Source organism: Psychrobacter sp. KH172YL61, from assembly GCF_007182895.1.
Lineage (GTDB): Bacteria > Pseudomonadota > Gammaproteobacteria > Pseudomonadales > Moraxellaceae > Psychrobacter > Psychrobacter pacificensis.
The window spans coordinates 1,623,193-1,646,565 of the sequence record NZ_AP019516.1; the positions used below are offsets into that span (position 1 = coordinate 1,623,193).

25 protein-coding genes, 1 tRNA gene and 9 pseudogenes are annotated in these 23,373 nt (G+C 43.8%); 15 read left to right on the forward strand and 20 right to left on the reverse strand.

Annotated features, from left to right (window positions below):
- Positions 1-24: 24 nt before the first annotated feature.
- Genes PKHYL_RS08645 through PKHYL_RS08655 form a run of 3 tightly spaced genes read right to left on the reverse strand, consistent with a single transcriptional unit; the run spans position 25 to position 776 of the window.
- Positions 25-258 (reverse strand): hypothetical protein, encoded by a 234-nt coding sequence (locus tag PKHYL_RS08645; RefSeq protein WP_240364942.1) that lies wholly within the window; start codon positions 256-258, stop codon positions 25-27.
- Entirely contained in the window at positions 227-367 is a 141-nt protein-coding gene (locus tag PKHYL_RS08650) for a hypothetical protein (protein ID WP_240366568.1), read from the reverse strand. The genes PKHYL_RS08645 and PKHYL_RS08650 overlap by 32 nt, the downstream gene beginning before the upstream one ends.
- Positions 333-776, reverse strand: coding sequence for an exodeoxyribonuclease V subunit gamma (locus PKHYL_RS08655; protein ID WP_240364943.1), 444 nt, complete (start codon positions 774-776; stop codon positions 333-335). The genes PKHYL_RS08650 and PKHYL_RS08655 overlap by 35 nt, the downstream gene beginning before the upstream one ends.
- Positions 777-1,187: 411 nt before the next feature.
- On the opposite strand from PKHYL_RS08655, the gene PKHYL_RS08660 reads away from it, so the two are divergent.
- From PKHYL_RS08660 to PKHYL_RS18785, 5 genes and pseudogenes are all read left to right on the forward strand, one after another.
- Entirely contained in the window at positions 1,188-1,688 is a 501-nt protein-coding gene (locus PKHYL_RS08660) for a hypothetical protein (protein ID WP_071001538.1), read from the forward strand.
- Between the two features lie 73 nt (positions 1,689-1,761).
- Positions 1,762-2,595 carry a hypothetical protein gene (locus PKHYL_RS08665; protein ID WP_071001537.1) on the forward strand — a complete coding sequence of 278 codons (834 nt, stop codon included), beginning with the start codon at positions 1,762-1,764 and terminating at the stop codon, positions 2,593-2,595.
- 70 nt (positions 2,596-2,665) lie between these two features.
- Positions 2,666-2,741, forward strand: a tRNA-Arg gene (locus tag PKHYL_RS08670).
- Positions 2,742-2,907: 166 nt separating this feature from the next.
- Positions 2,908-3,342: a tyrosine-type recombinase/integrase gene (locus PKHYL_RS08675; protein ID WP_240364944.1), complete on the forward strand. Its 435-nt coding sequence runs from the start codon at positions 2,908-2,910 to the stop codon at positions 3,340-3,342.
- A gap of 109 nt (positions 3,343-3,451) precedes the next feature.
- A pseudogene (locus tag PKHYL_RS18785) lies at positions 3,452-4,092 on the forward strand (transposase); the annotation flags it as partial.
- On the opposite strand, the gene PKHYL_RS08690 reads toward PKHYL_RS18785, so the two are convergent.
- From PKHYL_RS08690 to PKHYL_RS17510, 8 genes and pseudogenes are all read right to left on the reverse strand, one after another.
- Positions 4,073-4,558, reverse strand: coding sequence for a DUF305 domain-containing protein (locus tag PKHYL_RS08690; protein WP_058025818.1), 486 nt, complete (start codon positions 4,556-4,558; stop codon positions 4,073-4,075). The pseudogene PKHYL_RS18785 and the gene PKHYL_RS08690 overlap by 20 nt on opposite strands.
- Positions 4,559-4,585: 27 nt before the next feature.
- Positions 4,586-5,281, reverse strand: a pseudogene (locus PKHYL_RS08695) (copper resistance protein B).
- A complete protein-coding gene (locus PKHYL_RS17500; RefSeq protein ID WP_269778130.1) occupies positions 5,229-5,609 on the reverse strand; it encodes a hypothetical protein in 381 nt (126 codons plus the stop codon). Before PKHYL_RS17500 ends, PKHYL_RS08695 begins: the two are co-directional and overlap by 53 nt.
- 25 nt (positions 5,610-5,634) lie before the next feature.
- Positions 5,635-6,300, reverse strand: a complete 666-nt coding sequence (locus PKHYL_RS17505) for a multicopper oxidase domain-containing protein (protein WP_269778131.1) — start codon at positions 6,298-6,300, stop codon at positions 5,635-5,637.
- Positions 6,206-7,336: a multicopper oxidase domain-containing protein gene (locus PKHYL_RS08705; RefSeq protein WP_269778132.1), complete on the reverse strand. Its 1,131-nt coding sequence runs from the start codon at positions 7,334-7,336 to the stop codon at positions 6,206-6,208. The genes PKHYL_RS17505 and PKHYL_RS08705 overlap by 95 nt, the downstream gene beginning before the upstream one ends.
- 117 nt (positions 7,337-7,453) lie before the next feature.
- Positions 7,454-8,027 (reverse strand): annotated as a pseudogene (locus tag PKHYL_RS08710) (DUF411 domain-containing protein).
- A gap of 200 nt (positions 8,028-8,227) precedes the next feature.
- Positions 8,228-8,821, reverse strand: a complete 594-nt coding sequence (locus PKHYL_RS08715) for a c-type cytochrome (RefSeq protein WP_071001532.1) — start codon at positions 8,819-8,821, stop codon at positions 8,228-8,230.
- A gap of 230 nt (positions 8,822-9,051) precedes the next feature.
- Positions 9,052-9,186, reverse strand: coding sequence for a hypothetical protein (locus tag PKHYL_RS17510; protein WP_269778133.1), 135 nt, complete (start codon positions 9,184-9,186; stop codon positions 9,052-9,054).
- Positions 9,187-9,375: 189 nt separating this feature from the next.
- On the opposite strand from PKHYL_RS17510, the pseudogene PKHYL_RS08720 reads away from it, so the two are divergent.
- Positions 9,376-10,097 (forward strand): annotated as a pseudogene (locus tag PKHYL_RS08720) (heavy metal response regulator transcription factor).
- Between the two features lies 1 nt (position 10,098).
- Positions 10,099-11,569: pseudogene (locus tag PKHYL_RS08725) on the forward strand (ATP-binding protein).
- Positions 11,570-11,875: 306 nt separating this feature from the next.
- Here the strand turns inward: PKHYL_RS08725 and PKHYL_RS08735 are convergent.
- Positions 11,876-12,022, reverse strand: a pseudogene (locus tag PKHYL_RS08735) (IS3-like element ISPar2 family transposase); the annotation flags it as partial.
- A gap of 245 nt (positions 12,023-12,267) precedes the next feature.
- Here PKHYL_RS08735 and pqqA point away from each other — a divergent pair.
- From pqqA to PKHYL_RS08765, 6 genes and pseudogenes are all read left to right on the forward strand, one after another.
- A complete protein-coding gene (gene pqqA / locus PKHYL_RS08740) occupies positions 12,268-12,342 on the forward strand; it encodes a pyrroloquinoline quinone precursor peptide PqqA (protein ID WP_143007430.1) in 75 nt (24 codons plus the stop codon).
- 77 nt (positions 12,343-12,419) lie between these two features.
- The gene (gene pqqB / locus PKHYL_RS08745) at positions 12,420-13,331 is read left to right on the forward strand and encodes a pyrroloquinoline quinone biosynthesis protein PqqB (protein WP_071001528.1); all 912 of its coding nucleotides are present in this window, start codon (positions 12,420-12,422) and stop codon (positions 13,329-13,331) included.
- 21 nt (positions 13,332-13,352) lie between these two features.
- Positions 13,353-14,120, forward strand: a complete 768-nt coding sequence (gene pqqC, locus PKHYL_RS08750; RefSeq protein WP_290127425.1) for a pyrroloquinoline-quinone synthase PqqC — start codon at positions 13,353-13,355, stop codon at positions 14,118-14,120.
- A pseudogene (gene pqqD / locus PKHYL_RS08755) lies at positions 14,117-14,414 on the forward strand (pyrroloquinoline quinone biosynthesis peptide chaperone PqqD). Before pqqC ends, pqqD begins: the two are co-directional and overlap by 4 nt.
- Entirely contained in the window at positions 14,411-15,562 is a 1,152-nt protein-coding gene (pqqE, locus tag PKHYL_RS08760) for a pyrroloquinoline quinone biosynthesis protein PqqE (RefSeq protein ID WP_071001526.1), read from the forward strand. The pseudogene pqqD and the gene pqqE overlap by 4 nt, the downstream one beginning before the upstream one ends.
- Before the next feature lie 11 nt (positions 15,563-15,573).
- Positions 15,574-16,620 (forward strand): dipeptidase, encoded by a 1,047-nt coding sequence (locus PKHYL_RS08765; protein ID WP_197496708.1) that lies wholly within the window; start codon positions 15,574-15,576, stop codon positions 16,618-16,620.
- Positions 16,621-17,098: 478 nt separating this feature from the next.
- Here PKHYL_RS08765 and PKHYL_RS08770 read toward each other — a convergent pair.
- The 8 genes and pseudogenes from PKHYL_RS08770 to PKHYL_RS08800 form a co-directional block, all read right to left on the reverse strand.
- Positions 17,099-17,679 (reverse strand): annotated as a pseudogene (locus PKHYL_RS08770) (IS1595 family transposase).
- A gap of 45 nt (positions 17,680-17,724) precedes the next feature.
- On the reverse strand, positions 17,725-18,579 hold the full coding sequence (locus tag PKHYL_RS08775; protein ID WP_156770949.1) for an SDR family NAD(P)-dependent oxidoreductase: 855 nt from the start codon (positions 18,577-18,579) through the stop codon (positions 17,725-17,727).
- 286 nt (positions 18,580-18,865) lie between these two features.
- Positions 18,866-19,048, reverse strand: coding sequence for a hypothetical protein (locus tag PKHYL_RS08780; protein WP_240364946.1), 183 nt, complete (start codon positions 19,046-19,048; stop codon positions 18,866-18,868).
- Positions 19,020-19,709 carry a M14 family metallopeptidase gene (locus PKHYL_RS08785; protein ID WP_442966152.1) on the reverse strand — a complete coding sequence of 230 codons (690 nt, stop codon included), beginning with the start codon at positions 19,707-19,709 and terminating at the stop codon, positions 19,020-19,022. Before PKHYL_RS08785 ends, PKHYL_RS08780 begins: the two co-directional genes overlap by 29 nt.
- An 18-nt stretch (positions 19,710-19,727) precedes the next feature.
- Positions 19,728-20,047, reverse strand: a pseudogene (locus tag PKHYL_RS18790) (M14-type cytosolic carboxypeptidase); the annotation flags it as partial.
- 269 nt (positions 20,048-20,316) lie between these two features.
- The gene (locus PKHYL_RS18795) at positions 20,317-20,736 is read right to left on the reverse strand and encodes a DODA-type extradiol aromatic ring-opening family dioxygenase (protein ID WP_442966063.1); all 420 of its coding nucleotides are present in this window, start codon (positions 20,734-20,736) and stop codon (positions 20,317-20,319) included.
- Positions 20,737-20,741: 5 nt separating this feature from the next.
- Positions 20,742-21,140 carry a DODA-type extradiol aromatic ring-opening family dioxygenase gene (locus tag PKHYL_RS18800; RefSeq protein ID WP_442966064.1) on the reverse strand — a complete coding sequence of 133 codons (399 nt, stop codon included), beginning with the start codon at positions 21,138-21,140 and terminating at the stop codon, positions 20,742-20,744.
- Positions 21,141-21,275: 135 nt separating this feature from the next.
- Positions 21,276-21,641 carry a DoxX family protein gene (locus tag PKHYL_RS08800; RefSeq protein ID WP_240366518.1) on the reverse strand — a complete coding sequence of 122 codons (366 nt, stop codon included), beginning with the start codon at positions 21,639-21,641 and terminating at the stop codon, positions 21,276-21,278.
- A gap of 473 nt (positions 21,642-22,114) precedes the next feature.
- Here PKHYL_RS08800 and PKHYL_RS08805 point away from each other — a divergent pair, with 473 nt between their 5' ends.
- Positions 22,115-22,471 (forward strand): hypothetical protein, encoded by a 357-nt coding sequence (locus tag PKHYL_RS08805; RefSeq protein ID WP_240364948.1) that lies wholly within the window; start codon positions 22,115-22,117, stop codon positions 22,469-22,471.
- A complete protein-coding gene (locus PKHYL_RS08810) occupies positions 22,440-23,111 on the forward strand; it encodes a phosphatase PAP2 family protein (RefSeq protein ID WP_240366519.1) in 672 nt (223 codons plus the stop codon). The genes PKHYL_RS08805 and PKHYL_RS08810 overlap by 32 nt, the downstream gene beginning before the upstream one ends.
- The last annotated feature ends 262 nt before the right edge of the window (positions 23,112-23,373 follow it).

A 23,373-nucleotide genomic window follows, 5' to 3' on the forward strand; every position in this document is an offset into this window, starting at 1 on the left:
CACGTTCATTTGCTTTGTTATCTTTTAAGGCTGACCAAAAGTATTCTCAATGGCCACGCGGTGCTGATGTACATCCGCAAATAGATGCGACCACAAAAAGCGCTGCGCAATCTCAAGCTCTACATAGTGCGCCACTAACCATTCAGGCGTACCGCGTGCATACTGATCAAACCGTAGGGACAACGCATCTTTATCTGCGATCAGCTTGTCTACATCAAGTGGCTTGTTATCCGACCATAGCGCCAGCCAGTCCCTCACGATGAGTCAAGTAACGGTTAAACACCCTTGCCAAGTCACTTGCCAGCTGCCAAATGCGCGCGTCTTGTTGCGCCTTATCTTGCTCGACCCCCTTCTTGCGGCTCGTCAATCAAAGATGCCAACAATGGGTTCACAGGATGCGTGTCATCATTGACAATCAACGCTTGATAGTAAGTTAGGTAGCCGAACAGGCGCCACTGCATCACCGTTGGCGACAGCACGGCAACTTCAGGTACATTCAAGGTTGCTGCTTCAGGATTAACCTCTAACAAATAGGCATTATGGCGAGTTAGCACATCCTGCATGAGTGTCCACTGATACTGACCCCAAAATTTGGTACGTACCAATGTACTGATACCAGCACGGCTAGCAATGGTTTTATCCAACCAGTCGCCCAATACCATTGACGGTACAATAACAATAAAAGGTTCAAAAATGTTCTGACTCTTTGACTGATATTGCACCAGTAGCTGGTCAACGAGATTTTCGGTACGATGTGACTGAATGATAGTAAACATAGACAATAATCTGATTAGAATAAGCGTAAGCGTAAGCGCTGAGGGCTACTGTTGGTTACAGCTAACCTGTCAATCACTACGCTTGTAATAAAAGTGCCACAGAAAGTAGCAATGAAGCCTGAATTGATACTCATCAATACATCTTTGGCAGTCGTCACTGTAATGCATTTCTGCTAGCATTATATGATGTACAATACGCTTTTATAAGCCACGTATATGCTCTGTCAGTGTGCCACTGATATTCGATGTTTACCAGTATAGATATCAGCATTATACTATCTTGCGACATCTAATGTCGTTTTGTGGCACTGCTTATAATTATGATAATAAAATATACATTGCCGCTCTTTTAAGTTATTTTCTATACCTTATCTAGACCTAATATCCATTATCACGAGATGATTTAACATTATGCCTTTGCGTCCTATTGATGCCGTCTTTGTTCATCCGAAACAACGTTTATACGTTGTTTACTATCGTGGTGAGCTATGGCAATTACCGCGTATGAAAATCGATGATAAATCATGGCAAAACAGACGTCCTTATACTGACGATAGTAGCTCCCTTTATCTGAGCATTCACCAAGCCATCAGCGATCCTGTATTGGCACAAAAATTACGTACATTAGATTTGCCTATTGCAGTGCGTGGTAGCACCTTATCGCGTTTTGAAGCGTGGTGGGAGGCGCATGGGTTTAAATGGCTAAAAGACAAGCTTATGATCGGTCAGTCGCCATTGGCTGCACATCAAGCGACAGCTTATACAAAAGCGATTGATAGCCAGCCTGCATCGCCCGGTCATAACCGTACTGAGAATAAAACCCCAGCGTCTATGTCTTCTTTTGTGAATACAGATGTGTTTGCAGAGATGCTGACTGAGTTAACCAATGAAGTACTCGATCAAAAGCTTTGACGCAAGCCATATATCACCTATAGTGTCTTATGTAAATTTTGAACTGAATCCATTAATAAAAGAGCGGTAATATATGAAAGACTACAAGCTGCTACTGGCTGGGCTAATTTTATTGCTGCTAGCAATTTTTATCGCTCTGATTGCATGGTTGTGGACCCACAATCGTAAAAGTATAGATCCGCTACCTATCATGGCAAGTGAGAATGAATCTGCCGCTGCCAAAGGCGATGAGACTGCCAAAACTGTGCCTGATAGCATCCTGTATGTCCGTGCAGCAAAAAGCCTGCAAGTGCCATTGGACGATATCATTGTCAGTTTTGAATCTCGTTATCCTCATATTCAAGTGTTAGCAAGCTATGTGGCACCAAACACACTTTTAACCTTATTAGATAATGATATCAATGCTAACAATGACAGCGACGCCGCTTTTAATACAGACATCATTATCGCAAATGATAGGCTATCGGCAGAACGTCTCGCGCAACTACAAGCAAAGCTGACAGCGTCTCAACACCAAGATAACCAGAGTAAGGCAAACGCCAATACAGTTATTACAGAGGATGAAACCGATAGCGAAAATACTGATAGTGAAAATGCTAATAGTGAACAGGCAGCTACCGAGAACGATAATAAAGAGGCACGTACACTAACCTCCTTTAATTATGCCTTGAAAGATAAGCAAGAACTCGAAGGCGTTATTTTGACAGACCGTACGGTTGCCGTTAGTTTTCGCAACTTCTTACTCTCAAGTACGGGCCAAGGTATTTTAGAGAAATACGATTATTATAATATTAATGGTTATGAGAATAGCGTAAACGACTTGTTTCAACCAACATCACGGGCAAAAAAAGCATCAGGCGATAATCCAGTAGATGTCGCTGATGCTCTTAGCAATGGAGATAAATGACAAATTGCCTCTATTTGTCTTTTGTTGATTGCTTTTATGACTGCTTTTTCCTACAATGTCACCCCATAATGCGCCTATAGCTCAACAGGATAGAGCAGTTGCCTCCTAAGCGATCGATCGGGGTTCGAGTCCCTGTGGGCGCACCACATGAATATACTAAAATACCCCTTAACGCCCCTCCAACAAGGCTTTTAGGGGTTTTTTATTGTCCAAACCTTGCTTTATATACCCATAATTACCCCCTGCTTACTGTAAAAATGGTAAAAAACTGTCAAGCCCCTTACCAATACTCAAGTCGATAAGGCTAAGCCTTTGGATAAACCCTATACCTTAAACGATGGCGGTGGTCTTTATTTACATATCAGTAAGGCCGGCACAAAAGCATGGCGCATTGACTATACGACACCTATCACAAGAAAGCGTGTCACAGTAACACTAGGTCAATACCCAGAGATCACTTTAGCAACTGCAAGACAGATGCGGACTGATATTAAGTATCATCTTGCTAACGGTGATGATCCACGCGATATCAAAAGAGATGAAGAGCGCAAGCAATTGCTTGAGTCTAAAAATACATTCGCTATGGTTGCTGAAGAGTACATGAGCCGCAAGACTCATATCGCCCCCCCACTATCAAAAAATAACTATAGGCAGATGAAACGGCTAAATGCATACCTTGGCACCATGCCTATAACTGATATCAAGCCAATGGATGTATTAGAAGTTTGCAGATCAGCTGAGGCGTAAGGATATATTGAGACAGCGGTAAAGATGCGCTTAAAAGTTTATTATGAGCTATGCTGAAGAAACCGTAGAGATAAACCTGGTAAACTAAGCGTATTAACCGGAGTTTATCATGACCAAGAAAGTAAGAACCTACAGTGACGAATTTAAAGCCGAAGCTGTTAAAAGATAGCAGACAACAACGGCAATATCTCAGCCACTGCAAAGCAGCTCGGCATCGCCATGCAGACCTTAACTAATTGGCATAATAAAGCTAATAAAGGCAAGCTAATCGGTACTAAAGAATATGATCCTGAGCTTATGGCTATACTAGAAGAGAATAAACGTCTTAAACGTGATCTCAAAGTTGCTCAAGAAGAGCGAGACATTCTAAATGAGAAGGGATAAAGCGAAGCACCGCTTCGCCCTGACGCAAGATGAGAGCTATGCTCGAATGAGGCGACGGCGTACTTCGCCAATGAGGAACGTTAAGAAACAGTCTGGGAGACTGTTTTAGTGACGCAAGGCGAAGGGCTATGTCCGCAGTGACAGCTAGTCAAGTACGCCTTTATCAAAGACAACCAACAAGTCTTTAGCATTAGTAGCATGTGCCGCGTACTACAGGTTAAACCCTCAAGCTACTATGACTGGCTGGGTCGTCATATCAGCTGTCAGCAGGTACATCGCAATCAGTGCGAGTTACTGGTTAAAGCCGCTCAATGTGTAAAGGTTCAAACAGCGATATCAATACCCTTTATTCCAGCTCATCAATCAACTGCTTCATTTCATCAATTTCACGCTTTTGTGCTTTTATAATATCGTCAGCAAGCTGCTGCACACGCGGATCTTCAATATCAGCACGACTACTGGTGAGAATAGCAATCGAGTGATGCGGTATCATGGCCTGCATCCAATCGACTTGATTAACCGTTGCTTGCGATCTCACGCCCCAAATGCCGACAGCAAACATCAATACGCTCAGACCGTAAATCATCAAGTTAATCTTGGTCTTCTTATACATATTAGTCATAAATGCCAACATGACGACTGCCATACCGGCACCCATGTAGAGCGCCATATAAGCCCTGGTTTCACTAAAGTAAATGTGATCCCACTGGTAGGTATTGAAGTACATCATGATATACATCACAATCGTAGACGTCACAATCATCAGAGTGAACTTTACATAAGGGTTCATGCCCTGTTGATGATTCATGTTGTTTTGATCTGAAGCATTCATAGTATATCTCCTATTATTTTAATAATATTAAAACCAGAATTTAACCCCCGTTGTCAAACTACTGCTATCAACCGGTTCATTATGTTGACGTCGTTGACCACGAGCCTTGCCAAGCGCTGTCTCATAACTCATACCGATGTAAGGCGCGAGTTGGCGACTGAATGTCTCATAAGTAAGCCTGACCTCAGTTTCCATCTCATTAAAGCCCTTGGTAATGTCATTATCATGGTCATCTTTACTAAAGGCAGTCAACCCCACCTCCGGTATAACTACCCAATGCTGATCCAAACGCTACTCGTATTCTGCGCCCAAATCAAGACGAATCTGACCATCGGTATATAAGTACGCCCTAGCGTCCGTTTCGATAAAATATGGCGCGGTACCGACAATACCTGCCATCACTGCAGATTTGTCGTTTTCAGTATCGTAAGCGACACCGGCCTCACCGTTCCAAAAGATACTCAGTGGTTTCCAATAAGCGAGCGAGCTCAAGCTATCGATTTCTTTATCATCTTTGGTCTGAGCACTACCTTCGGTACGTAGCCTTATACGATTACTATCCGTACCGTACCAACCCGTCGCTTCGAAGTTGATTTGATCGTCATCAAACTGATAGCCCAAGTCGTCTACTGACACTCCCCATAACGGCATGCTGCCCATCATCATTGGCTTACCATACTGCCCGTAGGGGAACCCCATTTGAATAGTCTGGACTACGAGCATCGGCTGGTGGTTCACCACCCTGCATGCCAGACATGTTCATACTGCTATGATCCATGCCAGACATATCCATACTGCTGTGATCCATGCCAGACATGTCCATACCGCTGTGATCCATACCAGACATATCCATACCGCTGTGATCCATATCAGACATGTCCATACCGCTGTGATCCATATCAGACATGTCCATACCGCTGTGATCCATATCAGACATGTCCATACCGCTGTGATCCATGCTCGGCATCTCAGCAGCATTTGCTAACGGTGACATTAATAACATCAAAGACGACATGCCAATAAACGGTAGACCTACTTTATATATTCTCATAATAAGGCTCATATTCGAAGGTTTATTAAACAACGGCAACTTCTCTGAACATGCCGGCTTCCATGTGATAAAGCAGATGGCAATGCCAAGCCCATCGTCCAACTTCACCCGTCACATCAAAGCTAATCTTTTGCGCTGGTTGAACCACAATCGTGTGTTTACGTACCTGAAAGTCTCCGGATGGCGTTCGTAAGTCACTCCACATTCCATGCAAATGCATAGGATGATTCATCATCGTATCATTCACTAAAGTAATGCGTACACGCTCATTAGGCTTAATATTTACAGGCGTTGCATCTTTAAACATAACCCCATCTAATGCCCAGATATAACGCTCCATGTTACCCGTTAAATGTAGCTCGATCTCTCGGGTAGGCTTGCGCTGCTCCGCAAATATTGCCTCATCGACAGAGCGCAGCTGACTGTAATTCAAAACCTCTCTGTCAATATTACGCAGGTTGATACCTGGGTCATCAAGGTTCATACGTGGACTGTCGACACGCATATCAGATTTAAAGTCATATTCGGTCTTGGCATGCTTTGCTTTGTAGCCTTTGTCACCCATCGCACCCATCATATCAGCCATGGTCAGCCATTCAACCTTGTCCATCGCAGGTATCGCAGGACGAGCGCCTTTCTTGGTCGCAAGCGTGGTCGCGACATAAGCCTGAACGATCGATATTTTGGGCAAATATCGTATGTGCATCTTGAGTAGGCGTGACGATGACATCATAGGTCTCAGCCACGCCAATGCGGAAATCATCAATTGCAACGGGTGCGACATCAATACCATCGGTTGCCACTACAGTCATTTTGAGACCTGGTATGCGCACATCAAAGATGGTTTGTGCTGAGGCATTGATAAAGCGCAGTTTAACAGGCTGTCCTGCTTTCACTAACTGCGTCCAATTGGCGGCTGTCGTCTTACCATTCATCAGGTACGTAAAGGTCTTTTCACCAGATAGATCGGTAAAATCTGTGGGCATCATGCGCATCTGATTCCACATTTTGCGCTTATCATAAGCCGCTTCTAGGTCTGTAGCTGCAATATCAGACAATAGCTTCTTAAAATCTGGTAAATGATAATTGTCAAAATCTGCACGTTGTTTTAATAGCTTGAGTAAATTATGTGGGTCACGGTGTGTCCAATCACTTAATAAGATAACATGGTCTTCTGCGACTGGGTGACGCTCACGGCCTTTTGGCTCAATGACAATAGCACCACGCATACCAGTTTGTTCTTGAAAGCCACTGTGTGAGTGATACCAATAGGTGCCTGATTGTTTAAGTTTGAATTTATAAGTAAAGGTACTGTTCGCGGGAATACCATCGAAGCTGATGCCTGGTACGCCATCCATCTCAAAAGGTACGAGCAGACCATGCCAGTGAATAGAGGTCGACTCATTCATCTGATTATGGACACGGATGGTGACAGTCTCGCCCTCTTGCATCTTTAGCGTTGGCGCTGGTAGCGAGTCATTAATCAGTGTCGCTATACTCGACTTGCCATTGACGGTAATCGGCTTTTTACTGACATAAAGGTCAAACTCATTACCGGTTAAGATGGGTACGATATGGTCGGCTTTGTCACTATTGACGGCGACGTTTTGTTGACCTTTACCGAGCGCACTATTGGCAATAGACGGCAGTGTGGACAACATGGATGCCCCTAACAAGGTAGAAGATCCTGTCAAAAAACGCCTGCGGTTAAGCATAGTTTTATTCATAATTATTCACCTGATTTATATCCATAAAGTGAGAGTTGAGTCTATATTTATCAGCGAAGTCTATGCCTTTGGCCGCTTATTAATAGAGCTTTATAAGCTATTTAAACGATAACCAAGCTAGATTTGCTGCTGCGGTGTGTCAATAGTTGCATAAATAGCTGTTGAGCCATCTTTGTTAAGCTGCATCACTTTATAGGGCATAAATTTATCTTGGTATTCCATACCTGGGCTACCGACTGGCATGCTCGGTACAGCAAGTCCGATCGCATCACTTGGCGGGTTTTTAGAACTGCGCCATATACTTAGCAGGCACATGACCTTCGAAAACGTAGCCATCAGTAGTGACGGTGGTATGGCATGAGCGCATTTGCTGGGGTACGCTATAACGGTCTTTAAATAACGATACATCTTCAACATTTTGAGCAGTTGCATTTAAGCCATAGCCTTCAGCATGACTAACCCACTCTTTGCAACAACCACAATTGGCATCTTTATAAACAGTGGCTGAAACATTGTGCAAAACCGCTGATTGAGTGTTTGAATGAACGTTAGCGGGTGCTGTTTTGCTTTCTAGCTTCACCTCTGATGTACTTTGCGTAGCACTGGCTGATTCATTTGCAGGCTTTGATTCAGCTGCAATATTAGGCTGACTGCAAGCAGCTATCGTTAATGATAATGGTAAAACAGCCATTTTGTAAGTATATGACTTGATATAAGACTATTTGTATTTATATATCTATTGATATAGCCTCTCATAAAATCACTCCTAAGCGCCTATCTAGCGATCAATCTATAAGCATTGAAGCCGTAATATTGACCAAGTTATACCGATAAATTTTAAAACTTAAATCATAAGAACAGCACTATGCAGCACTGTATACTCACGAATACTCAATGCTGCATATCAGACTCATTACCTGACATGCCCATATCACTATCAAACGACATATTTAGCGTTTCATCATCTAGCCGAGTCGTTAACATCGTGTACTGGTTTTTGTTCAAATCCGGTAGCGATCTGATAAAAGCCATCATTGCCCACATCCTATCATCATCATGAGAAGCACCCCATGCGGGCATACCTGATGCCATAATGCCGTGTTTTATTGCCCAAAAACCTTTTTTGGCACCGTCTTCACTTTGGTATCGTTTAACGACATCTGCGTCAGTAAAATTTGGTGGTTGTGGATACAGTCCTTTACTCAGGTCTGTACCCGCGACTCCCGGCGACAAGTGACAACCAGCACACATCTCTTTGTAATCTGCGCCACCTGAACTGATCATTTCTGCCTTTTGTAAGTCTGGCACCAAAATATCTTTACTGGCATGTTCAATTGAACGACTACGTGCTGTCTCTAAAAAGTTATAGACTAAGGGGCTATGGGCTTGATCAGCACCGATATTTATCACGCCGCTAGTTATTACAATAAAAATACCTATCATGATGATACAGACGGTAAAAAGTATTCCTAGTAAAAACTTCATAGGTCTGTCCTAAAAATCCATTTTTATTCATATCCGCTTATTGCTCGACCACCTTGTCCAACAACATCAACACGCTATAAACATCTTTAAGAATCATTTTTGCTAGGGGATACAATGTTTTTGGTACATCTGCTTCATTTTGCTCATATTGGTCATCATAGCTTTCATGGCCGGATCGTTCATATCCATTTTGCTATGATCCATTTCCTTCATCATTTGCATGTGCTTTGCTATTTTTCGCAATTCATTTGGTCTTTTTCGGCATGCATTTTTGGATCGTGTGCCAGTGCAGAGGTTGAAACGACCAAGGCTACAGCAGCTGCTACGATTGATTGAGACAGTGGCATTGATTTAAAAAGTGACATAACTCATCCTTGATTGGCTATGAAGTCAGTAGGACTTCAGAATATTAAGTTGCCTTAGAGCATACTGTAGCGATTCTGACAGAGACATGACGACAACATTACAATTCTGTCATCTTGGAAATTTAGATATCTAAAAAGCATTATGCTTTACTATGTTAAATAAGCTGGACAGGAGTAAGAGAAGCTACTATGAAAATATTGCTAATAGAAGATGAGCTAAAACTTGGTGAGTATATAAAAAAGGCTTAACCGAAGCTGGGTTTATTGTAGATCATCAGCTCACAGGCTTAGATGGCTATCACGCATTGATGACAGAAGAGTTTAGCGTGATATTGATGGATGTCATGCTACCAGACGTTAGCGGCTTTGAGCTGGTACGTAACTACCGAGCAGCAGGTAAGCATACACCCGTATTGTTCTTAACCGCAAAAGATGACTTGAGCGATAAGGTAAAAGGAATTGAAATTGGCGGCGATGATTATCTGACCAAACCTTTTGCTTTTGCAGAACTAATAGTGAGAATAAAAAGTCTATTAAGACGTGCCAATCAAATCGACTACCAAAGTACAACTATGCAAATAGCAGACCTCAAGATGGATATTGCCAAGCGTACGGTATATAGAGGAAATAAGGCAATTAGACTAACAGCGAAAGAGTTCGCTTTATTACAGTTTCTATTAGAACGCCAAGGTGAAGTCCTACCACGCTCAGTTATTGCTTCTCAAGTATGGGATATGAACTTTGATAATGATACGAACGTCATTGATGTGGCGATAAGACGCCTTCGCATAAAAATAGATGACGACCATGATATAAAACTTATTCATACTGTACGCGGTATGGGCTACCGGCTAGAGGCTATCGATACAGCGCTTGATAGCAATCAATCTGACGACACTGGCACTATTTAATATGAAACATCGATTAGATAATCGACGATTGCCTCTACTGTGGCGCACCGTTTTTCTACTCACTGTATTCGTGATTATCTCTCAAGTGATTATTTATGCGTGGGTGCAACGTTCTGTTAGTGGGCACTTTGAACAAATGGACTCTGAGATTCTCACGCATGCAGCTTTTAACCTGCGCAGAAGCATCAATAATGTTGATGCTCAGACAAAGTCAGCAGCAGCTTCAAAATCTCAGTCATTAACTGGCACCAATCATCTACATTCTTCTCAGCGTGATTATGACTTAAAGACTGTCATCGCAAATAAAAACGGTGCGCTATTATCTAGCGATCCAACCAGCTTTGCCAACGACCTACCTTCAGATTTCAGCTTGCCACAATTGTGGCAAGTCTATCGTGATCAACAATTCACGGTTGAGATAAAAAATAGAAATTACAGAGCCATCATCATCGAACACCAAGAGTTGTTGGCACTTATTGCCCTCCCCATCGATGTCCATCACCACTATCTCATGCACTTTAATCGTCAGCTTAGTATGATTTTTATTCGCGATCACCTTACTACTGGTGTCAGTAGCTGCATTCAGTGTGTACTGGGGTTTGCACCTTTAGCCACTATCGTACAAAAAATGAAAAGAATTAACCCTGAAAGACTGGATGAAAGAATAACCGTCAGTGATATGCCTTTAGAGCTACGATCACTAGCACAGTCTTATAACTCAATGATGGTCAAACTTGAGAGTAACTTTGAATCTTTATCTCGGTTTTCAGACAACATTGCTCACGAACTCCGTACTCCCATTGCAACGCTCAGTATGCAAACACAAGTCATGTTGAATAAACCAAGAGATGGTGATGAATATATTGAGCAACTACATCATCAACATGACACATTAGAGCAGCTATCAGCAATGATTAACAATATGTTGCTTTTAGCAAAAACTCAAAAAGGATTAAGCGACACGCAAATTAGTAATGTGGATACCGAGAGTCTCATCACAAAGTTGATAGACTATTATGAAATGATTGCCGAGGATCGTAATATAGTTTTTTAAGAAATCAGGCGATTTTAAAACAGTACTAGGGGATGAGGGTTTATTACAGCGCCTCTTCGCTAATCTGATGTCAAATGCCATCTATTACGCTGCGAGTGCCAGTACTATCACAGTATCAGCTACCATCATTACCTCAGGCATCGGCCTTGATGGTTCAAAAAAAGAGGCTCTAGCCGCAAAACAACGATTGTTAAAAATCGTCCTAACTAATCGCTTAGACAAACCACTAGAGCAGAGTGAAGCTGAAAAGCTGTTTGAACGATTCTATCGTCATGATAAGACAAGCAGTCAACATTCAGGGACAGGACTAGGATTGTCTATTGTTCGGGCTATCGCTCATGCCCATAAAGGCAAAGTAAATATTGCTATCAAAGATGAGTATTATTTTGAGGTCACTGTAGAGTTATTGCTGGCCTAGTATTGACTATCTTCTATGACGCTTGGATTTTATGAACTTTAAAGATCGATAAATTAATAGAATGTTAAGATAGTAATAACAGTACCCTAGTGAGGACTTGAATATTGAACCGCCCTGGGATTGTCGGAGACTCAACGCTCCAAGAAAATACGACAATGAAAACATGAAACTATACCCCTGAAATGAAAGAGCGCGCCGTCTGTATACTAATTGAAACTAAAGACGACTACCCATCCACTTGGTCAGCCATCAAAGCCATAGCGCCAAAGATAGGTTGCACGCCTGAGACCCTACGATGAGGCAAGTGGGCACAGCAAGCTTTTGCGGTTTGTCTCGCTTAATACGGCGTTTAGGCTTTATTCTAAGGTTTAATTCAAGCTCACGGTAGATGCGATAAACACGTTTATGGTTATAAGGCAGTCCGAGTACATTTCTTAGATATAAGAAGCACAGCTTAACGTCAACAATTTATTCAACCAAAAATATCTTGCTGGCGAAAATTTTTTGGATTAACGTATGGCGAGCCTTTAAATGTAGTCGGTAGAGTGACGTATCGCTTTTAGTCTAAATATTAGAGTGTGTTGAGTTTGAAAGTTAACATCTAACAAATTGACATTCAGGGTCGGCTTATAATACCATTGATAATTACTTTCATTCATCTCAACGATGGTCCTATAATAACTTTTTGGAGCAATCCCATGCAGTGGACTAAACCCGCTTTTCAAGACATCCGTATCGGTTTCGAAATCACTATGTATTTTGAATCACGCTAAAAACTCATAGACCTGAATACATTAAAAGCCCTAGATGATTAGGGCTTTTACTTTTTGACATTTGGAAATATTGCGCTATGTATATTCACGTTTTAGGCTCAGCAGCGGGCGGCGGTTTTCCGCAGTGGAACTGTAACTGCGAAAACTGCCACGGCGTACGTCAAGGCACCATCGAAGCAAAGACCCGTACCCAGTCCTCGATCGCCATATCAGAAAATGGTGTTGACTGGATTTTGTTTAACGCTTCACCAGACATTCGCCAGCAGCTATATGACTTTAAAGCGGCTCAGCCAGCGCGTCAATTACGAGACACAGGCATCACCGATGTGGTATTGATGGACAGTCAGCTTGACCACACCACGGGATTGTTGACCCTACGTGAAGGCTGCCCCATCTCTGTTTGGTGTACGGACATGGTGCATGACGATCTCAGCACAGGATTTCCGCTGTTCAACATGCTAAAGCACTGGAATGGCGGCCTACAGTACAATCAAATCGACCCAAAGCAAAGCTTTCAAATTGACGGCTATAGCAATTTAGAACTGACACCTTTGGTGATTAGAAGCTCAGCGCCGCCGTATTCGCCGCATCGCAATGACCCTCATGATGGCGATAATATCGCGCTGATTGTGAAAGATTTAAAAACACAAAAGCAGCTGTTCTACGCGCCAGGCTTGGGCAAAATTGATGACGACGTGATGCAAATCATGAAAGCGTCTGATTGCGTGATGATTGACGGTACACTATGGACAGACAACGAGATGCAAGAACGCGGCGTTGGCATCAAAACAGGCCAAGACATGGGGCATTTGCACATCAGTGGTGACGATGGCTCACTGCATTATCTCGATCAGCTCGACAATGCTCGCAAAGTGCTCATTCATATTAATAACACCAACCCGATATTAAACGAGCAATCAGAACAAGCCGCGACATTAAAACAGCACGGCGTTGAAGTGGCGTTCGATGGCATGCAGATAGAACTGTAAGACACACGGTAAGGCAATCCTATGACAACAATAACAGAAGACAATATCGCCTTAAGTCCAGAAGCGTTTGAACAAGCGATTATGGCAAAAGGTCAGTATTATCATATCCACCATCCTTTTCATATCATGATGCACGAAGGGCGCGCCACGCAGCAGCAAATCCAAGCGTGGGTCGCCAATCGGTTTTATTACCAAATCAATATCCCGCTAAAAGATGCGGCGATTATGGCGAACTGTCCCGATCAGCGCGTGCGGCAAGAGTGGATTCAGCGCATGATTGACCAAGACGGCGTGTATCCTGATGGTGGAGGACGTGAGGCGTGGCTCGGTCTGGCAGAAGCGGTCGGTCTGACGCGTGAGCAGGTGATTTCGGAAGAATTGGTATTACCCGGTGTGCGTTTTGCTGTTGATGCTTATGTGAACTTTGCACGCCGTACCTCATGGCGTGAGGCCGCTAGTAGCTCATTGACCGAGCTGTTTGCCCCGCAGATTCACCAATCACGCTTAGAGTCTTGGCCCAAGCACTATCCTTGGATCAAAGAAGAAGGCTATACCTATTTTCGCTCGCGCCTCAGCCAAGCGCGCCGTGATGTTGAGCATGGCCTGACCATTACCCTCGACTCATTCAAAACGGCAGAGCAGCAAGAACGCATGCTTGAGATATTACAATTTAAACTCGATATTTTGTGGACGATATTGGATGCCTTGAGCCTCGCTTATGTCCATGACCAAGCGCCTTATCAAAGCGTCACCACAGATAATGTCTGGCATAAAGGATTGTTCAAATGAGTATCCCTACTAGTTTACCTGAGCTGGATCAATCTCTGGTTCCCACATGGCGTCATGGCTATCGCTTTCAGTTTGAGCCAGCGCAAGACGCGTATGTCCTGCTCTACCCCGAGGGGGATGATAAAACTCAATGACAGCGCCAGTATCATTGGACAACATATCGATGGCACCGCATCGGTTGCTGATATTATCCAAAAGGTGCAAGCCATGTTTGGCGACGTGCCTGAAATCGAGCAAGACATTATCGAATATATGCTGGTCGCCCAGCGTGAACATTGGATTGATTTAGTATGACTGCACCCGTCGGACTGCCGCTATGGTTACTCGCTGAGTTGACCTATCGCTGCCCCTTACAATGCCCGTATTGCTCAAACCCCATTGATTATGCTCAGTATAAAGACGAGCTGACGACACAGGAGTGGTTTGATGTGTTTGATCAAGCGCGGCAAATGGGCGCGGTGCAGCTGGGGTTTTCTGGCGGTGAACCACTGGTGCGTCAAGACCTAGAAGAGCTGGTCGCTTATGCGCATAAGCAAGGTTTTTATACCAATCTCATTACTTCAGGTATGGGACTGACTGAAGCACGCATTGCCAGTTTAAAAGAAGCAGGCCTACAGCACATTCAGATCAGCTTCCAAGCCAGTGATCCATCGGTGAACAATGCCTTGGCAGGTTCAAAACATGCTTTTGAGCAAAAGTATGAGATGTCACGTCTGGTCAAACAATACGACTATCCGATGGTACTTAACTTTGTGATTCATCGGCAAAATATCGATCAGATTGACCAGATTATTGATCTGTGTTTAGAGCTGGAAGCGGATACGGTTGAATTGGCTATCTGCCAGTTTTATGGTTGGGCGTTTGAAAACATCGAAGGCCTACTACCGACCAAAGAACAAGTCGTGCGCGCCGAGCGTATCACCAACGAGTACCGCAAAAAAATCGCCGAGCTGGGCATTAAGTGCAAATTGATTTTTGTCGTCCCTGATTATTACGAAGAGCGCCCAAAAGCGTGTATGGATGGTTGGGGCAAGATTTTCTTGACCGTCGCGCCCGATGGCACCGCGCTTCCCTGTCATGCGGCAAGACAGCTGCCGATAGCATTTCCGAACGTCAAGCAAACACCGCTAAAAGACATCTGGTATGACTCGGCGAGCTTTAATCAGTATCGCGGTGATGAATGGATGCCTGACATGTGCCAAAGCTGCCCCGATAAAGAACGCGATTATGGCGGCTGCCGTTGCCAAGCGTTTATGCTGACGGGCGATGCCAAAAACGCCGATCCTGTGTGCGGCAAATCACCTTATCATTATTTAATTGAAGAGGCGCGCATCAATAGTGAAACGCCCGTCGCCTTTGAAGACTTACGCTTTAGGAACCCCAAAAACTCTAAGCTACTCAGCAAAGAGGCGCGCATCCCAACGCAGACGGTGACAGAATGAATAAAGCGACCATGACCCAGCCTATAGTCTTTGATGGACACAATGATTTATTAACCCGCCTTTGGCTCAGCTCAGCGGCTGACCCTGTGCATGATTTTATTTATGGCACACTACCGGGACATTTAGATTTAAAGCGTTGCCGACGAGCAAGATGGATGGGCGGCTTGTTTTCTATTTTCTTACCGCCCTACGCTTATGTAAAAAACAACCATCCTGATAAGTTATCCAACCCATCAAACTCAGACTTCACCGCGCAAGAAATCGTTGATATTTGCTGTGCGCAACTAGAACTTGCCCAGCAATTGCAGGCGCGATCAGACGGTCAGATTCAGATCTGTACGTCTGTTGCACAAATAAAAGCCTGTCAGCAGAACCAGCAACTGGCCATCGTTTTGCATCTTGAAGGCGCTGAGTTTTTAGCTATTGAGCCTGACTTGCTGGATGTGTTTTATGAGGCAGGACTCAGAAGCATTGGCCCACTGTGGAATAGAAAAAGCCTGTTCGGTGATGGCTTAAATGCGTCTTTTCCGCATTCGCCAGACACAGGCTCTGGACTCACCGAGGCAGGTAAAGACCTTATTTTAGCGTGCCGTGATAAGCATATGCTGATTGATGTGTCGCATATGAATGAGCGGGCGTTTTGGGATACGTTAGAGATTGCCGATCAGCCGATTGTCGCAACGCATTCCAATGCGCACGCCTTATGCGCGCAAGCAAGAAACCTGACTGATCGACAACTGGCTGCCATTAAACAAAATGGTGGTCTGGTTGGGGTGAACTTCGACGTGGCGTTTCTACGTGCGGATGGGCAGCGAGATACGCATACCTCACTTGATGTGATCGTCGATCATCTTGCTTATCTGATTGACCATTTGGGCGAAGATCACGTTGGCTTTGGCTCTGATTTCGATGGTTGTCTATTACCTGATGAATTGTCTGATATCAGTCAAATCTCTAAGCTGATTGAGCGGATGCAACAACGTCACTTCTCTGATGCGCTTATTGAAAAGATCACGTCAAAGAATTGGTTTAGGGTGTTGGATGAGATATGGGAGTGATGGTTTATATCTTTGGATACCACGAAATAAAATATCTATATCGATGCGTATTGCTCTAAGAGTTGGATATAGTCGAACCACTATTAAAGTGTTACAGCGTTAGACTCGTTTAGCCTACTACTGTAGTACTTGCACTCGTCTGCCTTGTACCACTTTTAATATTGGTTGACTATAACGGGTATGAATTTTTCCTGACTCCCAAGGTGCTTTTTCATACTATTTACTATTAAAAATATAAAGCCTAACTGATTACCTTAGGCTCTATGATAAAAATCATCGAGCGTTAAGCCTCATTTTCATCGGTCAAGTACCACTCCATAAACTCATAGAAGCTATCCCAATGCGGTAATGTACCGTCCGCTAGTTGCTGTAGCTGTCCCATCTGAAAATCCCATACACTGTCATCTTCTATATTGTACAGATATCCCCCTTCACCTTCGCCTGTACTAAATAAAATGTAAGGGGCTGTCCTAGATAACTAGTTCAAACCCTGTTTAATCCATTGTTTTAATTGTAGTAATTGCGACTTTGGGTCACTGTGATTAAAACGCCACTCACATTCCTTTAAATAGAGGTGAAAATGCTCTTTTGGAACCCCGTTAAACTTGCGTAGATGCCGTTTAGCTTGGTTCCAGAAGTTCTCTATACCATTAATATGATTCTTGTCATTAACAAAGGTTTTGGAGTGGTTGATGAGATAATGAGTAAACTCACTGACATCTAATGCGTTATAGCTTTTAAATGAGTCAGTATAAACAATGCTATCAGGCTTCACTTACGCTTTAATAGGCCAAACACGGGCACTTTGCTACCAGCACCTCGCCCTCGCTTGCCTTTACGAGTGCCACCAAAGTATGATTCATCTACTTCGATTTCGCCTTCAAATAGACCAGGGTCTTGACTATTCTCGTAAATAAGCACTCGTAGCCTATGAAAGTAATAACTGGCTGTGGTTTTATTAACACCAATTAGGCTTGCTGCTGTTCTCGCGGTAGAACCGGCAACAAATAGCTCGATGAGTCTGTTTTGTTTATACCAACTTAGTTTACTCTTTCTCATAGTACTATCCTAAATAATTTTACTTATCTAGGACAGCCCCTATTTTTAATATAACGACTGTAACACCTGCTGTGTTTGGCTTTCTAGCTCTGCAATGGCTTCTTTGTCTAACGCATCGGCATGCGGTTGACCAAATTCGCCCCTAGCATCGCCATGTGTACCATCTTTGATATCGTTGTCAAAGTATTTACCCGTGTCGTCCGCGAACTCGTCCGAGACCGCCAATGCCGTTAAGATATTTGCGCCTTTATCTGCTGATGACCAGTGATGACCGTAGGCTTCATCAACCATCTTGGTGTTCAGCAGTGAGCCTGGGTTAACAGCGATCACATTGATACCATCGCTAGCGACTCTGTCTGCCAAATCCATACTCCACATCGTGAGCGCCAGCTTACTTTGCGCATAGGCAGCTTTGTCATCGAGACGCTCTTGTCCTACAAATGCCTTATATGATATTGGTGCTTGAGCAGCCGAGCTCAGATTCACAATACGCGCTTTACTAGATTGCTTGAGTAAAGGTAATAAAGCATTGGTCAGCTCATAAGGCGCTAGGTAATTGACCACAAAGCGTACGTCCAAACCATCTTTAGTCATCGCTGATGCCGTGGTATAAATCCCTGCGTTGTTTATCAATACATCCAGCTTTGGTAGCTTTTTATTGACGTCTGTGGCCATCTTGAGTACAGCCGTTAAGTCAGAGAAATCAGCGACAAATCCATCAATATGATCTACCGCGTCGCCTGTTGCCACTGCTTGAACTTCTGCAATGACGCTGGCAAGTTTGTCAGCATCGCGGCCATGCAGGTACACTTGATGCCCAGCCTCTGCTAGCTTTAAAGCAGCCAACTTACCAATGCCATCTGTGCTACCGGTAATTAAAATTGTTTTAGTTTTACTCATGATTGCAACCATCCTGATTATTTAACTTATGGTTATATTATTAGGTACACGCTACATTTTATCCGCCGTCATGGTATCCATTGTTATGAAAGTGTTGTACTTCATACAGCCACTATTGATCATTTTTCAGTATTATTTTAAAAGTGGCGAACGCTTTATATAATTGTTTACTATAGGAAAATCATAACTATACACATAAATATCTGATAAGTAAAAAACGCTAGTAAGTGAGTACTTACTAGCGTTTGAACAACGACTGTCTATCTAAATCTTCAGTTAGCGTCAATTAACGTAAATCGTCAACGACGGCTAGCATAGCGATAAGCGATGCTTCCCCTAACTGAATAGAACGCTCTGGTGACCAGCCCATCTCTGTATCAGGTAGATTATCGTTGTCTTTAAATGGCATCTCTAACGTATTGGCAAGACAATCAAAACGCTCAGCGACCCAATGGGTTGCAAGCGTCATGTTCGCCCTCACCTGGCGCATCAATCTCATAGCCGACCTCGGTCTGAAAATCGGCATTGGCTAATTTCAATGCGTCTGAAAACCGATCACGTAGATGTGCGAGGCGCTCATTATAACTCGGCGTGCCTTGAGAGCCCGCAAGGAATGCATACGGCAATGCTTCATCGCCATGCACATCATAAAACAGATCAACGCCCGTCTCTTCCATCTTCTTAATCACATAAAACACTTCAGGGCTTTTGTCCAAGCTTGGACTTGCCCACTCACGGTTTAGATTCGTACCTGCGGCGTTCGTACGTAGATGCCCGCGTACACTGCCATCAGGATTCATATTGGGCACAATATAGAAATTGGCTTTATCTAATAACAGCCTGCTATTGGCATTGTCGCTGTCTAACAAGCTATAGAGCAAACCTTCGACCAGCCATTCCGCCATCGTTTCACCCGGATGCTGACGCGCAGTGATCCAAATATTGCGTTTATTAGTATCGCCATCACCAATTTTGACCAAAGTCAAATCACGCTTATCCAGCGTGTCACCCAAATGCTCTAGCGTCACTAGCGGATGTGTCTGTACAGCGGCTAATAAATCTTGATGACGCTCATAGCTATAAGGGGCAAAATAAGCAATTTGAATGGTCTCGCACGCCAGCTCTGCCACGATGGTTAATTTGCCATCTTGGTAAGAAGTAGGCAAACGAAACCAATGCTGACGATCGTAGGAAGCGACTGCTTGATAATTCTCCCACCCTTCGAGATAGGAAGCCTCACCTGCATTCATAATATTGAGAACGTACTTCCCTCCAACCTCGCCAGAGAGACGGAAGTTAAACCATTGAAAAATTCTTCGCCAACGTCTGGACGAATGGCGAGCTGAATATTATTTTTATCTTCTATATTAAGTACGTCAATATTACCTGCGTCAAAATTGGCAGTGATACGCATGATCGCTCCTTGATGGGTTGTGATGAGTGGATTTGATAAGCTCAATTGAGGCATAAAGACATATGATAGTCTGTTTTATGCTAGATATGGGCCAATCTAATACAGTAGAACCTCAATAAAATTGATACAGCATAGGGAAACGCGCTCGATTAAACGCTACTTTTCTTGCTTGCTGTGACTGCGTCTCCAGAGGCTGCGAAAAATAGCGTTTAATCTTGCTATACCATTTTTATAATGGTTTCACTATACAGTAGCGTATTATTTTATTGGTCATCACGCCCTCTTTTCAAGTGATCAGCTGAATGGCGCTCTCTACTTGGACTTTATCCAAACTGAAAAGCAGATAGCTGCGTTTTTAGCACTTGCTCAGAGTAAATTTTATCCCCTTTATCATTGCCTGCTGCACCTGCTGCCACCATCAGCGGTAGCAAATGCTCCTCTGCGCCTAATGGATGTGAGGCTGTTGCATAAGGGGCTTTTGACCAGTTAGCCAGTGCTGACCATCGCGTCTCCCAATCCGCTGCGACAGTATCGGTCAGCCAGTCGTCAAAAACTTCAGACGGTGCGGTGAAGTTTGCATCACCATAGCCGCGCATATTATGAAAACTCATACCGCTACCGATGATCAACACCCCTTCTTGGCGTAATGATTGCAGGGCTTGACCTGCTGCCAGATGCGCTTCTGGGTCGAGATCATTACGTAGTGACATCTGTACCACGGGAATATCTGCCTCAGGGAACATTACCTTTAACGGTATAAAGACGCCGTGATCAAATCCACGCGCCGCATCTTGCTCATTTGAATGCCTGCCGCTGTCAGCAGATTACTGACTCGCTCAGACAACGCGGGCGCACCTGATGCCGGGTAAGCCAAATCATAAGTATGCTCAGGAAAGCCATAATAATCGTAAATCAGATCAGGTTTTGCGCCAGAGGTGATACGAAATTCAGGCGTCTGCCAATGGCCGCTAATGATCAAGATAGCTTTTGGTCGCTCAGGTAATCGAGTGGTAATGCTCGCTAAAAAACTTGCCATACCGTCCCATGTATCCGCAGGTTGCCAATCCATAAAAAAACAAGGTCCTGCGCCATGCGGTATAAAGAATACAGGCAGGCTTACTGCCTCGTTAGATGTGTATATGCTCATCACTTTCTCCTTGTCACTTTTATAAGATGGTTTTATTGGTTGATATAAAGCGGTTAACGTGAGTCATGACGATCTTGAAGGTGACACTTTTTAGTGTTACTGATAGCCATTAAAGGTAACTATTACACAATCCGCTTAAGCTCGCCCTAGATTTTTTGATAATACCTTATCCATACTTATCGCACCGCCACCTTGTACCACCAGTGCCAGCAGCGCCACCATCAAGGTCAATGCATATTCGTAGCCGCCATTGGCAATGAATAAGCCACTACCGATATGGACAGAAAAAATAGCAACTAACATCGTAAAAGCGGCGATCAATGCTGCAGGTCTCGTTAATAATCCTAATACTAACGCAAGACCACCAAAAAACTCAGCACCGCCTGCTAAGATAGCCATCAGGTAGCCGGGCTCCATACCCATACTGCTCAACCAGCCTGCCGTACCTGCCAGCCCATTGCCGCCAAACCAGCCAAATAGCTTTTGCGCGCCATGTGCCATCAAAATTAGGCCCACAGGTACACGAAGGGATTAAGGCAGCTGTGCCAGCTTTCGATGTTAAAACTCTATTGAATAATGAGGATTGCATTGATGAGTACTCCATAACGTAATAGTAAGATAAAGTGTTTAGATATTGGTATAAACATACTTTACTATCATCGTTATGGAAGAGTAAGCCAAGTTATATTGAATAATTATCAACGTAGTGTTGTTAATTGGTTGGACACCAAGACTATCAAACATAGTAAGGGTCTGAAGAAAGAGTCTGGTCAGTCATCTCATCAATGGGGTTTTTCTGCATTGACACACCGTAAACAAAAGCAGACAGCAATCATCAATAGGTCTGCTACAGTAGCAGCCGCTTCTGATTTAGTATCTGGTATTTGATATTCGGCATTTATTATTTGGCGCGTTGCCAAGCCACCTCCATCTGTCCCATTTTTATGACGCACGACACAAAGGCTTCTCTGTTCATGATCGCATTTATACAAGAAAACCAGCAGTTATTCAGTTTGGCGATGGCGCTATTGTCCATCGTTGTTTTCTTGTGGGTGCTACAATATGTATTGATTCATTATGGCAAGCCCGCGCTCAGTCTGATCTCACGCGGTGAGCTGTGGCTGCGTGGACATATCGCCCGCCTACCCTTGATCACACGTTTACAGGACAAATACCCTGTATTGTTTGGCTTTATCGCCAAGCGCTTTGCCCGCGGTCATTTTTCTGGTCTGATACTCACGGTTTTAACGCTGCTCAATGTATATATTTTGGCAGTGTTTGCAGGTTTGGTTGAGGGATGTGGTGGAGGCCGACTCTATCGTGACCACTGATTTGTTTGTATCGCAGCATATGAGCGTACTGCGCGAGTCTGGCATCATAGATATCTTTGTGTTGATCACCAGTTTGGGCTCTACGCCCGTCACTTGCCTGATTGTCGTACTGACTGCCATTTTGTGTATGGTGGTGCGCCGGCCTTACGTCATTATAGGACTACTGGTCTCGACCATCGGCAGCACAGCCTTTACCTTTGTGAACAAAATGGTGTTTCAACGCGCACGCCCTGTCGATATTTTGTTGCATGAGCATACCTACTCATTCCCAAGTGGTCATGCGACGGTCAGCATCGCGCTCTATGGGTTTTTGGGTTATATGGCGATTCGTTTTAGCAGTCGCTTTGTTCGTCAAGTCCGGCTGCTCTCACTGGCTGTTTTGCTGTGTGTGCTGATTGGACTGAGTAGAATCGTGTTAAACGAGCACTATCTGAGCGATGTGCTAGGCGGGTTTTTGGTGGGGTCGCTGTGGCTGATCATTGCGATCAGTGTGACGGAGTGGCTGACCGCAAAGGGCAAGATTAATTGGCACATGTCATGGTCAAAAGGACAAATCTCACTGGTATGGCTGGGCGTCATCATGGTGTTTGTGGCCACACTGATTTATGCCAATATGTATCAGTTTCCACTGCTTGGGTAGTGGTGGAAACTAAGTTGGCTTGGAAGGTATAAAACGCTCAGCGCTTATAACTGGCTAAATGTACTCTTTGATGTCATCATGAAATAAGTTAGGCAATGATCAGAGTTATACCCACGGATCATTAAGAAAATCAAATAGCTCCTGAAATAAAAGTTAAAAAAACAGCCATTTTTTGTATATTTTAATGGCTTATTATAACGATTAGTTGAAGCCTTGATGAACACTCCCAGTAACTTCAAATTGATTTTGCTGAAACTCTACC